The organism is Methylomonas methanica (assembly GCF_001644035.1).
Lineage (GTDB): Bacteria > Pseudomonadota > Gammaproteobacteria > Methylococcales > Methylomonadaceae > Methylomonas > Methylomonas methanica_A.
Genome location: NZ_LUUG01000101.1, coordinates 1 through 12,672, shown reverse-complemented (window position 1 = coordinate 12,672; position 12,672 = coordinate 1). Strand labels below are relative to the sequence as shown.

Here is a 12,672-nt window from a genome sequence, read left to right as displayed (position 1 = left end):
ACTTCTTATTATGCGTAAGGCTTTACCCCTGGAATCAATAAAAATCAGTTCTTTCCCTAAATCACCAGCAGTAGGGAGAATTTTTAGAGGCTCTCGTTAGGGCACAAAAGACAGGATCTCGGGTTTGGCATTTGCTTGCAAGGGCGTGGCTAGTCCATCCTGCCAGGATTGTTGTTGGTCCCGATAATGCGGCGACAACACATGTCCGGACTGGCCGCCGGGCATATGGAAAATAGCATCCTCTGGGTGGGCCGGCGATAGCACCAGTCTCTCGCTGGCACCGTGGCCATTATCCATTACTCTGACGCAGACGCTGGCGCAACCATCGCTCGCGAAAGCCGGCATATCTAGCACATTGCCCAATAAAGGTGCGACGCGGCTGAAAGGATGCTGCAAGTTCACGCCATGCGTTTGCCCCCAGGTGAGCTTCGCCAACTCGGTTTCCGGATATTGCCGGTGCAATGCCTCATGGGTTTGGCGGAGAATATCGACAATCATCAGCCGCCAGTCGTCATGATAACGACTGCTCAGCAAGCCTGTCGGCCGCTCGGTCAGCAGCTGCCGCAAGGGCGTTTCCATTTCTCGCCAGGCGTACCGGAAATCAGGATCATGCACGCGGCATGCGGCCACTACCTTGGCAAACACTTCTTCCGCCAAGCGTTTTCTAAATTCTTGCAAAAACGCGGCGCCGATGCTGCTTACCCGCATATGGCCATCCCAGGCCTGCAACGCCCGTTCCACCTCTTGTAAGTCAGACTCTTTGTTATGCAAGTCGCGGAGTTCCGCCAATGCCAGCTGCTGGAAATAATCCAAGGCGCCGCCGCGGCTATCCAGTTGAATAGTGAGTAAATCCTGCTCGGTTAAGCCCTGGCGGTCGTGCAATAATTCCGCGATGCGAAATGCCCGGTAGCCCAGTGCCCAATTGTGGGCAATCACATGCGGGTAGTCGTTGCCCAAGGTTCTGTTGTTGGCCGTGGCGATAAAACCCTGGGCAGGGTCCATCAAGCGCGGTAACTCGTCCGGCGGAATATAACCCTGCCATGCCAAATTACCATCGGCCCAGGAGCGGCTGGCTAAACCGTCAAAACCCAATCGCTTTGGAAAACGCCCCATGTACGTCCAGCCGATATGGCCTTGCGTATCGGCAAACACCACATTCTGCGCCGGTCCGCCGGCATTGTTCATGATGGTCATCGCTTGAGGGGTGCTTTGGGCGTTATCCATCTCCAGCAAACCCAGGTCTACCGCATGCCGTTCCAGCGCCACCCACTTGACCGCCACCGGCTGGCCCAGCAAGAGCTGATCGGAAACCGGTCCCCAAACGGTGTCTTGTAAAGTAATGTCCTCAGCGGCGGCATCCTTAACCTTTATCGTCTCGATGTGTTGAGCAAATTCGCGCCAACCTTGCGGCGTCCGGTAACGCATCGGATTGGCGGCATCCAGCTCCAGGCGCACCAAATCCACTAGATCGGCGGTGACGTTGGTAAATCCCCAGGCCACGTCGTTATTGCCGCCGACCACGACAGCCGGCAGGCCGGGCAGCGTCACGCCGTAAATATGTTTATCTCCATACTTCAAGTCTGCGCGATACCAAATATTGGGTACACCCAAACCCAGATGCATATCGTTCGCCACGATGGCGCGACCGTCCGCTGTTTTGCTGCCGGCGACCACCCAGTTGTTAGAGCCGGCAACGACATTGTCGGCATCGACGTGATTCTGGGCCAGATGCGCGTCTACATCCGGCAAAGCCGCGATGGCCTGCACAGGAATGCTCTGGCTGAAACGCCGGGAACTCGGGCCTCCGACCAACACAGTGGCGTAACTATCGGTGTCGGGCGTTAAGAATCTTAGCAAATCCGCTGGCAGTGCTTGTTCCATCACGCTGACCATGCGCTCGTCCTGTTCCTGGCCGTTCAAGGTTTGAAACATCCCCAAAGCCACCAAGATGCTGTCTTCGGCTCGCCAGGGTTCCGGGCTATGCCGCAACACCAGAAACTCCGGCGGTAATATCCGCGCTTGTTGGATATACGCATTGACGCCTTCGACATAGGCTTGCAAGGTCAGGCGTTGAGCAGCGGGCAGATCCTGGACTATGGTACTGGCGGTTCTGGAAAGTTGATAAGTACGTTGCTTACGATCCAGCTTAAGCGCTGAGGCACCAAACAATTCCGCCAAACGGCCAGCGCTCTTGCGACGCATCAATTCCATTTGAAATAAGCGGTCGCGGGCATGTAAATAACCCAGGGTCCGAAAAGCATCCTCCCGGTTACTGGCGACAATGGAAGGAACACCCAGGGTATCGCTCTGCACGGTAGCAGTCGTAGCCAGGCCGGGTAATTTCAGTTCGCCGCTTTCCGTCGGTAATGACGCACGCAGCGCCGAGTAGATCAGCCCGCATAAAACAAGTGTCAAAAAACAGATTGATAGAAATACGGTTCGGGTTTTCCGCATGGGTGGTCAGCCAGAGAATAAATTGTTGATTGGAATATGCGCCTTTATTTCGGTAATACGCAAACCGATCAGATCATCGGTACTCAATTATACAAGTACTAACCTACGTCGCTTATCCGCTAGTTTCCCGTCGAATTCATGCCGGCCGGCGTTGGCGGCAACGACCAGTCAAACTGGTGGGTGATTAAAACAGGATCGGGCCGGTTGCCGAGTGTCAGGGCGGCACGCAAAACACCCTCGTGGTTGCCGCCGAGTGGTGCGCCGGTACATCCAATTCCCGCGGAGGTGCCGACGAGGCATGCAGCGGTGCGCACCGGCGATTGCGGCGTACGGCCGAGCAATTTGTGGATGTCCCTGTAGCCCGGCGGGGCGAAGCCAAAGCTTTCGGCGGTGCCGCCAGATATATTTTCGGTGCGTATGCGCGGCTTGGGAATACCGATGGACAATTGTTCAAAGGATGTTGTTCCGCTGCTGCGTCAACAGCAAAGCAGTTGCCCTCACCGACAAAACATCCTCCTGTTTTTGATCGTAACCTGATCGTCACTCGTAAAACAATTAAAACAAAAACAGTGATTTAGCCAAACAAATATTCCTGATTCGCGTGTTGTTATGGATTGTGGGCCTGATTTTTGCTGTTTAGGCGGAGGCGACGTGGAAAGTTAAGCAAACCATTTTCCACGCTTGATTTTTTAGCGAATTAGCGGAGGACATATCGAATGAACACGAAAGGCAAACTGGTAAGCGTGATATTTGTTGGCGGCCTACTCTCCCTGACAGCGCCGCCAGTCCACGCCCACCACGCCTTTTCCGCCGAGTTCGACGCCGAACAACCCATAGAGTTAAAAGGCGTGGTCACCAAGCTGGAACTGGTCAATCCGCATAGCTGGCTGTATCTGGACGTCAAGCAAACCGACGGCAGCGCCGAGAATTGGGGATTCGAATTCGGCGCGCCCTTCAGTCTGAAACAAAAAGGCATCACCAAAGCCAGCCTGCCGGTCGGTAGCGAAGTCACCATCCAGGGTTATCGCGCCAAGAACGGCAAGGATTTCGGCTATGCAGTCACCACCGTGCTGTCCGACGGCCGTAGCGTTAAAACCGGCGGCGCTCAGGATGCACCGGACGCGCAAGCGCAAGGTAACGGCCAAGCGCAATAAACAAATCGGAATTAACGAAATATAACGGAGTATGTCCTCAATGAGTTCACCCAATAGCGGTCCGTCATCGCTGCAAATCGTACTGATGCTGGCCAGTGGCTTGATTTTGCTGTTTTTGGCAACCGGCGACGCCGGTGCGGCCAACCCTAAAATTCCCCGGCTTGCCAACGGCAAACCCGACTTTTCCGGCATTTGGCAAACCACCAGTGCCGCCGATTACGACCTGGAGCCGCACAGCAACCGCAAGGACGCCCCGCCCGGCGCCGGCATCGTCGAAGGCCATTACCTGCCTTATTTGCCTGCCGCACTGGAGCAAAAAAAGAAAAACTTCGCGGCGCGCGACACGCTGGACCCTGCACTTAAAGGCTACACGCTGGGTGTGCCGCGCGGCATTTATTACCCGGAACCCTTTCAAATCTTCCAGCGCAAACAAGACCTGACCTTGGTCCACCAATTCGGTCATTCGGTACGGACCATACACACCAACGAAACCGATCATCCGAAAGACCCGTACGACTGGTGGCTGGGCGATTCACGCGGCCATTGGGAAGGCGATACGCTGGTGGTCGACGTCAAGCATTTCAACGACAAAACCTGGTTCGACCGGGCCGGCAATTATCACAGCGACGCGCTGCGTGTCGTCGAAAAATGGGCGTTTATCGACCCCAACACCGTCGAATATAAAGCCACCGTGGAAGACCCCAAGGTATTCAGCAAGCCCTGGAATCTATCGGTGATTTTGCACCGGCACCGGGAGAAGGATTTTCAGTTGATCGAGGACTACCGCTTCACGCTGGACTACGACGACGCCTATCCGCCCAAACCGAATAAACCTTAAAGCCGGATACCAGACGAGGACGTTATGACACAAATTAATGCAAGTCGCTCGGCGCTAGTTTCCGGGCTGGCCATCAGCGTAATGCTTATCGCCGCGCCTAGCATATTCGCTGCGGACGAGACAAAAAAACCGGAAGCACCAGCTGCAAAACCGGCTCAACCGGCTACCAAACCGCTAAAACTGGGCGGCCCCGGCATCGAACAGGAAAGAAGTTTCCCGAAAATCGTCTCCGGCAAATGGACCGGCCCGAAAACCGCCGACGGCCAACCGGACGTGCAAGGCCATTGGTCCAACACCATCGCCAACCATAATAATTTTACCGATCCGCAAGGCGGCATCCTTAACGACCCCAATCCCAATCGGGTGGCAAAAGGTCCGCGCGAGGAGCGCGCGCCCAGCCGGGTCAGCGACCCGGCCGACGGTCAGGTGCCCTTTCAACCTTGGGCGCTGGAAAAGGTCAAGGATTTTCAGGCGCATTTCCACGACCCAATCAAACCGGAATACATCGAACCCCTGGCGCGCTGCGCACCGGGCGGCATTCCGAAATCCTTGTTTTGGCATGGTTACGAAATCAGCCAATATCCGGGGTATGTGTTGTTTCAATTCAACTCCGGCACCCGCATCATTCACCTGGACGGCAAGCCGCATTTGCCGGGCAACATTAAACTGTGGAACGGCGATTCGCGCGGCCATTGGGAAGGCAATACGCTGGTGGTGGACGTTACCAATCAAAACGGCAAAGCATTGTTCGGGCGCTCCGGCGAGTTTATCAGCGAAAACGGCCATATCCAGGAACGGTACATTTTTAGTAACGATGGCGACCGCTATACCTACGAAGCGGTATTGACCGACCCGACCGTCTATACCCGGCCGTTTACCGTGACGGTGCCGGCCCGCAAATGGACCGCAAAGGATCAGCCCAACGGCTGGCACTTCGAGGTCGAACCGGCCAATTACACCGGCAAGGTGATGCTTAAAGAGCCTATCCTGGATCAATACGAACGCATCTGCGCCGAGAACAATGGCGGCTTCGGACTCGTCGCCGCTGAAGAACCGAAAAAATAGGGTCATCATGTCATTAGTCGAATTTGCCCAACTTCTTAACGACTCCGAGTTCGGCACAGGGCTGCGCGAGTCGGTGTACATGTTTCCGCTGATCGAAGGCCTGCATTTGATCGGTCTGGCAGTTGCCTTGGGTTTGCTGTTTTTTGTTGATCTGCGCCTGCTCGGGCTATTTCTGCCACAGGTGCCGGTTGGGCAAGTCTTGCATCCGCTCAGACCATGGTTGCTGGTCGGGTTTTTAATCATCTTCGTGACCGGAATTTTGCTGTTCGTAGCCACCGCCGCAAAAATTATCACGTTGCCGGTGTTTTTCTACAAGCTGGGCTTTATCGCCTTGGCCGGCATCAATGCCTTGTGGTTTGAATTGAAATGGGGCCGCGACGTCGGGCATTGGGGCAATGCAGCCACGCTACCGTCAGCAGTGCGCTTTGCCGGCGTCACTTCGTTGACTTTGTGGAGCCTGGTGGTCATCGCCGGGCGTTTGATCCCTTACTTGAGTTACCAATAAGCCTTATGTCTGTCTTCGAACTCTTCAAAGCTTTGCAATCCAGCGCGTTTGGCCGCTTCATAGGTAGCCTGGACCATTTGTTCTGCGCGGTATTGGAACTGGGCCATATCGCCGGCATGATCTTGCTGCTGGCATCGGTGCTGTTGACCAGTCTGAATTTACTCGGCCTGGGTTTACGTTCCGTGCCGCTCACGGAAATTCAACGCAGCACTCGCAAATTATTCTGGACCGGCCTGATCCTGTTAGCGGTATCGGGCTTGCTGATCTTCATCCCGGCAGCCACCAGTTACTACTCCAACGATTTCTTTTGGGCCAAATTTATCCTGTTGGGTTTGGCTTTGCTGGTGTATTTCACCCTCTACCGCTGGGTTGCGGCCCGCGACTCCAACAAAATCTGGCTGGCAAAAGCCACCGGCGGCCTGGCATTGAGCCTATGGCTGGGCGTGGCCTTTGCCGGGCGTTTTATCGGCTTTTTTGCTTAACGCCGATTCATCCATTTTCGTTTGAAGACGTCCCACTATAAAACCTGCGTCTTCGTCAATTCGCAACGGGATTGCCTATGTTCAAACCATCTGATTTACGTTTAAAACTTCTCGCCGGCAGCTTGGCGTCCGCCAGTCTGTTGATGGCTTGCAATCCGGCTACTACCGAACCTGCTGCCCCACCAGTTCCTTTCAAACCGGTCGCGACGCTGCAAGAGATCATGACCTCGATCATTGACCCGAACATAGATTTCGTCTGGAACTCGGTATCCTCGGTCAGCACGGCTAGCGGCACCGAGGAACGTCAGCCGCACACCGACGAAGACTGGCGACTGCTGCGGCAACACGCCCTGGCCGTGGCCGAAGCCGCGAATCTATTGCTGATCGAAGACCGGCCTATCGCGGCCGCTAATGCTGTCACCTCCAGCGGCGGCGCGGAACTGTCGGCAGCTGCGATCAAAACCTTGATTACCGAGCATCGTCAGGAATTTGTACAACGCACGCAAAGCCTGCAAAGCGCTGCGCAAGGTTTACTGGTGGCGATAGCCGCGAAAAACGTCGAGGAACTGGAAAAAGCCGGCGGCGAAGTCGAACAAGCTTGCGAGCAATGTCACAGCCAGTTTTGGTATCCGGGCGATGTCAGGCCTAAATAAACCGGTTATTACACTAACTTAAAGGTTCACTGCCGTGCATACGTTTGTTCTGAACCCGTCAAACCCAATGCCCGGTCGATAAAACACCAGAACGGCTTTTGCGCCATGAAACCGTGATTGGGCAGCACGTATTTATCGGTCTGCACCACCCATAATGGATCGTCCATCGGCACCTCGGCGACTGGACGCAATTGCAAGCCGTCAGCTACGCGCCAAACCGCGGCGCTGGCCATAATCCCTTCCGGTCCAGTCAGCATTAATGTATTGAGCGACGCATGCACGCCGCTAGCGGTATCGACTGTACACGCCTGATTTGTCGATGTAGCAGCTGTCGCTTCCAAACGATGAGTGATAAAACTGCGAAAATGTCCGACGGCGGTCGCGGCCAAATCCCACTGCGTTGCGCCCTGCATGTCCACCTGCTCTGCCGGGTTAAAGACCGACTCGAACCAGGCCGGCACGGCCCTGCTGTAGGTAAACATGTTTTTGGTGATGTTGTCGGCTTCCGAACCGGCAACCACCACTATCGGCTTGGTATGCTCAAGCTGATTCGTTGCAGCGACTCGACGAACCGCTGCGCGCAGATCGGCAAAGCGTCGGGCTTCAACCGCCGGATTAACCAGCAACACCAGATCGCCAAAACGGGCTTGATCGCCACGTCCCTGCTGCAAACGTTGCAGCCAGACCGGTTGCAGTGCGTTTAACATCACGGATGCTCCCAAACTATGGCCTATGGTCAGCAAGCGGTTATTCGGATCGGCATCGTGTTTGACGACAGCCTCGACATTCAATAAGAAATCAAGAAATTGCTTTTGGCCCAGGCGTTCGCTGACCGAGCGCCGGCCCCAAAAGGTCAAGGCTCGCAGCCAGGGCGTTTCCACGGTTTCTCCGCGCCAGCCCAGATATACGCCCACGACTCGGTAGTCCGGGTTGCGCAGTTTGATGTCGCGTAAACTTTCCTTGAAACGGCGGACGTTATTATCGCTGTCCTTAGCATTATGGTGCCAGCCGTGGGTATAAAGCACCACATATTGCGGCTGCTGGCTGCCTTGTAAGCTATTCAGCAATGCGTCGGCCTGGCGTTGATCGTAGAAGCGGCCATCGTCGTCAAATTCCACGAAGCCCAAGGTGTAGTCATCTTGCTGGTTGAAGACTAAATTTGCCGCGCTACAATCCGTTCCGGCATTGGATAGACAAGGTGTTGCACCGATATCGGTACGGAAATACTCTTTGGGAGCGCAAGCCGATAGCAGAATTAGCGTAGCGAGCAGTAATCGGCTCATACGGTGGTGACCAGGGCAGACAGACAAGATTTGCGTCTCTGCCCATCGCATGAAAGGTAATTTCATCCAATACAGGTATCACCCGGCATATTTAACGGTACACCCGTAAGGCTTGGTCACCGCTTTGCTGATGGCTTTACCCGCCGCCAGTTCTTTTAGTGCTGAAGCAATATAATTTTCAGCCGTCGCGATGTCGGCCTGGTCTGCAGAGGCAATGCTGTCTATACCACCCTTGTAAAGCAAAACCCCTTTGGAATCGATGATGAACAATTGCGGCGTGTTAGTGGCACCGTACAATTTGCCTACGGATCCATCCGGATCGAACAGGGTGTTGGCTGGTGTGGCGTTACGCTCTTGATTGAGCTTTTTTGCGGTTGCCGCGTCGACAAAGCCCTGTTTGCCGGGAGCGGAAGAAATGACTTGCAACCAGACGATGTTTTGGCTCTGGGCCTGTTTTTGCAAATTGGGAATATTGCCGGATTGGTAATGTTTTTGCACAAAAGGGCAGTCGGCATTGGTCCATTCCAGAATCACGGTTTTGCCGCGCAGAGCCGCCAAATTCAAGGTGCCGCCCTCGGCCGCCGCCGCAGAAAACGTCGGTGCCTGCTGGCCTACCACCGGTTCTGCTTTTGCAGGGGCCGGCAGTAATAGCATGAAACTAAGGGTCATCAATCCGAACAAACGCTGAGAAATCATAAATACTCCATTGCTGATGGTTAAAGACGAGCGCCTTGAATGGCGCCGATAACGAGATCGGGGGTCAGGATTTGCGGTAATACCGTCGCCTCCTGCGCTCCCGGTCCGAAATACAAGTACAAGGGCACGCCGCTGCGACCAAATTGGCTCAATACCTTGGCGATATCCGCATCGCGGTTGGTCCAGTCGCCTTTTAGGTAGGTAACCTCGGTATCGCGAAACGCGCCGCGAACCGCTTCGCTACTCAATGCAACACGTTCGTTGACCAAGCAGGTGATGCACCAGTCGGCGGTGAAATTGACGAATACCGGTTTGCCTTCACTACGTAATTGGGCCAATTTTTCAGCACTGTAAGCTTGCCAGTTTTGATTTTTGGCATCAGTTGGATAGGCCGTGTTTATCGGGGCCTCGATGCCTAGTTCGCCCGCGACAAAAGCCAGTAGCAAAATGAGGCTGGCGCCGGTATTGAGAATAAGGCGTTTAATTTGGGTGGCGTTGCGGCTAATCCGAAACAACCAGACGGCGAGGGCAATCAAAACACAGCCACCCAAGGCACCCGCAACGGCCGCCGGGCCAGTTTGACGCGCCAGTACCCAAATCAGCCAAGCAGCGGTGGCATACATTGGAAAGGCTAGTCCTTGTTTCAAGGTGTCCATCCATGCACCGGGTTTAGGCAACCAGCGTTGTAAAATCGGCCACTGGCAAAGCAGCCAGTAGGGTAGGGCCAGTCCCGTGCCTAAACTCAGGAACACGGCGATCATCGTCGCCGGTGGTTGGGTTATCGCAAAGCCGAGCGCTGCGCCCATGAAGGGTGCGGTGCAGGGGGTTGCCACGATCGCAGCCAATACACCGGTGAAAAAGCTCCCGGAATAGCCGGATCGAGTTGCCAATTGGTTGCCAAAGCCGGTGATGCCGGCGCCGATATCGAACACGCCCGACAAGCTTAACCCGACCGCAAATATCAAATAGGCCAGTATCAATACGAACGATGGCGACTGAAATTGAAATCCCCAGCCGATGCTGGCTCCCCCGGTTTTGAGCGCGACCAATACAGCTGCCAATGCGGTGAAACTGACCAGGATACCAGCCAGGTAGGCCCAGCCGTGTCTGCGAGTTTTGCTGGGGTCGTGGGCAGCTTGTTCTATCAATGCCAGGGCTTTTAACGACAACACGGGAAATACGCAGGGCATCAGATTCAATATCAGACCGCCAGCCAAAGCGAGTAATAGCGCGGTCGGCAAACTTTGACCGGCCAAAGCCGGATCGGGCTCTGCCTGGATGGCATTTGCAGAGCCAGGCCACACCGCGCTGATCTGATAAGCGCGTAAAGCGTCGCCGCTCCCTACCGTCAGCACGCCGTTCAGCGTTTGTCCTGGGGTTAATGGCTGGTCACCTACTTGCAAACTGATGTCGAGGCCATGGTCGACTAAGGTTGTTATTTGCTCGCCAGCATGGGAAATCGGTCCCCATTGGTCGGGATAGAACGCTAGCGCTTGCTGGTCCGGTGCAGGCAGCTGCTCGCCACTTAGGTGTAACCGGAGCGTGCCGGCCGGACCCTCAAGCAAGCTGGCTTGCCAGGGTAATACAACAGGCCAGGAATTTTGGGCGGCTGTGATCAAAGGATGGGCAGGGCCGACCGCTACTCCCTTGGCGACTACCGGCAACTGTATTGCTAATTCCACCTCCTGGGGAATGCAGGCCTCCTCGCAAACCAACCATTTCGCCTTTGCTGATATTGGCCAATCTCTGCCAACTTCTGCATCCTCGGCTACCCGCAGCGACGAGAGTAGGGTGACCGCATCGTGATAGCCATAATTGACTACCGGCCCCAGTATAATTTTGCTAGGCGTAGGCCATTGGATCTCGCCCACCGACCAGCCCGGTGGCAGTTGGTATTGAATCTTGGTTGGTAGGCCCGAGTCGCCAGGATTTTTCCAGTAAGTGTGCCAATGCGGAATAATCTGCTGGTGCACGCCGATCAATATCTCATCGCCAGGATGCACGGCAGAATGAGAGCTGATCAGGCTGGCTCTTACTTGATCCGTGGCAGCTTCCGGACCGGGGCTAGCTTGTGTGTATGACATCCCCAAAACTAGGGTGATGCCAAGGATTAGGCGATAGACATTAAGCACATGCACCCCATATTTGCTGAATTAGCGGCAGTCATGCATTTTACAGTTCGGTGGCGGCTTGGCTATGCATAGCCTGATCCTTGTTATCAGTGTTTTGCCGCGTAGTTAGCGGGTCGCGCCATATCGAAGAAACCCGCCAAGGCTGGTTTCAAGCGGAAATTGGTTGGTGTTGCGCGCACAAAACGGCTCTGATTGGAATCGCTACAAGCCTTACACGTTATTGGTTGCGAAAGGATGTTTGGCGTCCTTCTTCGCGGCAATCACTTCTTGAGCACTTGGAAAACCGGCGACAGCGCGGGCAATTGCTTCCTTAGTGGCTTTGTAGTTGTATTCTTCGATTTTGGCGTCGTCTTCGGCCAGCCAGTGAATGAATACACCCACAGAAATAAACAAATCGTCGGCTTCGTCGGCGGGAATAATGCCTTCTTCAACCGATTCGGCTACCGCAATGGCTACCGCGCGTTGTGCCGGTCCAAAAATTTGCACGGCTTGTTTCGAACCTTTGATGGTGACTTTGTTGAACAAGATCGTGGCGGGTTTAACCAGTAAATTGGGTGCGACCACAGCCAATAAGGTCGAAAAGCCGTCTTTGTTATTGGTTAGCGCGTTTGCAAAAGCAGTTTCCGCCGCGGAGCCGCGCGGACCAATGATTAAATCGATATGGGCAATTTCATTGCCTTCGCCGACTAAAGATTCGCCAACCCGCAAATTGGTAATTTTTGCCATTTTAAATAATCCCTTTTCTTCAAAAAAATGTAATTAATATTTTTGACATATTCAATATCTATAATCGGCCGGTCCGGATAAATACCAGAATGGCCGATTAAATGCGTTCTGTCTGTTTTGTATTGCGTTAGGGTTTTTTTAAATATTACCTGCCTTGAAGTGGCCCACGGCTTCTTCGGCATGTTTGGTCGCTACTTCAGCGTGGTTTTGTTTGCCATGCGCTATGGTTTCTTCCAGCGATTTTTTGCCTGCGCTAATGTGCGCTTTAGCATCACCGCTAGCTGCGCTTTCCGCTTTATCGACGTGAGCCAAGGCTTTTTCCGCGTGCTCCACCAGTTGTGGTGCATGACCGGCTTTACCGTGTGTGACCGCATGCTCGGCATGTTTTAACGATTCGGCAGCATGTTCTTCGGCAAATACGCTGCTGCTGGCAATTAATAAGGCGCTGGCAATCAGCGCTACAGTAGTTTTCATAATATTCCCCCTGGGAAATGGTTAGGTTAAGTCACTATTTAAAACCGAGTAATACCTCAATAGTTTATGTAGGGTTTGTAAGCCCAAATAAACTTAGGGATTTAGCGGCATTTAACAATACGAGATAATCCGTAATATCTGCAATATCGCCTAATTACTTACTCAATTTATATGCCAGTTTTCAACTTATTCCTGAATCCGTGACTTAAA

13 protein-coding genes are annotated in these 12,672 nt (G+C 54.0%); 6 read left to right on the top strand and 7 right to left on the bottom strand.

The genetic code is table 11. The features are described from left to right. Positions 1-96: 96 nt before the first annotated feature. Both A1332_RS18890 and A1332_RS25750 read right to left on the bottom strand, forming a co-directional pair. Positions 97-2,415: a penicillin acylase family protein gene (locus A1332_RS18890; protein WP_231890359.1), complete on the bottom strand. Its 2,319-nt coding sequence runs from the start codon at positions 2,413-2,415 to the stop codon at positions 97-99. Between the two features lie 158 nt (positions 2,416-2,573). Beyond that, on the bottom strand, positions 2,574-2,900 hold the full coding sequence (locus A1332_RS25750; protein WP_064009976.1) for a hypothetical protein: 327 nt from the start codon (positions 2,898-2,900) through the stop codon (positions 2,574-2,576). A 270-nt stretch (positions 2,901-3,170) separates the two neighbouring features. Between A1332_RS25750 and A1332_RS18880 the strand changes: the two genes are divergently transcribed. The 6 genes from A1332_RS18880 (at position 3,171) to A1332_RS18855 (ending at position 7,151) form a co-directional block, all read left to right on the top strand. Next, the gene (locus tag A1332_RS18880) at positions 3,171-3,608 is read left to right on the top strand and encodes a DUF6152 family protein (protein WP_064009975.1); all 438 of its coding nucleotides are present in this window, start codon (positions 3,171-3,173) and stop codon (positions 3,606-3,608) included. Positions 3,609-3,648: 40 nt separating this feature from the next. After that, positions 3,649-4,446: a hypothetical protein gene (locus tag A1332_RS18875; protein WP_157204053.1), complete on the top strand. Its 798-nt coding sequence runs from the start codon at positions 3,649-3,651 to the stop codon at positions 4,444-4,446. A gap of 24 nt (positions 4,447-4,470) precedes the next feature. Continuing rightward, the gene (locus A1332_RS18870; RefSeq protein ID WP_064009974.1) at positions 4,471-5,511 is read left to right on the top strand and encodes a hypothetical protein; all 1,041 of its coding nucleotides are present in this window, start codon (positions 4,471-4,473) and stop codon (positions 5,509-5,511) included. A 7-nt stretch (positions 5,512-5,518) separates the two neighbouring features. Further along, entirely contained in the window at positions 5,519-6,016 is a 498-nt protein-coding gene (locus A1332_RS18865) for a DUF6644 family protein (RefSeq protein ID WP_064009973.1), read from the top strand. Between the two features lie 5 nt (positions 6,017-6,021). Then, positions 6,022-6,498: a DUF6644 family protein gene (locus A1332_RS18860; RefSeq protein WP_064009972.1), complete on the top strand. Its 477-nt coding sequence runs from the start codon at positions 6,022-6,024 to the stop codon at positions 6,496-6,498. Positions 6,499-6,575: 77 nt separating this feature from the next. Continuing rightward, positions 6,576-7,151, top strand: a complete 576-nt coding sequence (locus tag A1332_RS18855) for a cytochrome c (protein ID WP_064009971.1) — start codon at positions 6,576-6,578, stop codon at positions 7,149-7,151. A 26-nt stretch (positions 7,152-7,177) separates the two neighbouring features. On the opposite strand, the gene A1332_RS18850 is transcribed toward A1332_RS18855, so the two are convergent. The 5 genes from A1332_RS18850 to smbP all read right to left on the bottom strand — a co-directional run bounded on the left by A1332_RS18850 (position 7,178) and on the right by smbP (position 12,462). Further along, positions 7,178-8,434, bottom strand: coding sequence for a hypothetical protein (locus A1332_RS18850; protein ID WP_064009970.1), 1,257 nt, complete (start codon positions 8,432-8,434; stop codon positions 7,178-7,180). A 78-nt stretch (positions 8,435-8,512) separates the two neighbouring features. Beyond that, positions 8,513-9,130, bottom strand: a complete 618-nt coding sequence (locus tag A1332_RS18845) for a redoxin domain-containing protein (RefSeq protein WP_064009969.1) — start codon at positions 9,128-9,130, stop codon at positions 8,513-8,515. A 20-nt stretch (positions 9,131-9,150) separates the two neighbouring features. Then, positions 9,151-11,214, bottom strand: a complete 2,064-nt coding sequence (locus A1332_RS18840) for a protein-disulfide reductase DsbD family protein (protein WP_064009968.1) — start codon at positions 11,212-11,214, stop codon at positions 9,151-9,153. 258 nt (positions 11,215-11,472) lie between these two features. Continuing rightward, the gene (gene fae, locus A1332_RS18835; protein ID WP_026600881.1) at positions 11,473-11,988 is read right to left on the bottom strand and encodes a formaldehyde-activating enzyme; all 516 of its coding nucleotides are present in this window, start codon (positions 11,986-11,988) and stop codon (positions 11,473-11,475) included. A gap of 138 nt (positions 11,989-12,126) precedes the next feature. Then, positions 12,127-12,462, bottom strand: coding sequence for a small metal-binding protein SmbP (gene smbP / locus A1332_RS18830; RefSeq protein ID WP_064009967.1), 336 nt, complete (start codon positions 12,460-12,462; stop codon positions 12,127-12,129). Between the last annotated feature and the right edge of the window lie 210 nt (positions 12,463-12,672).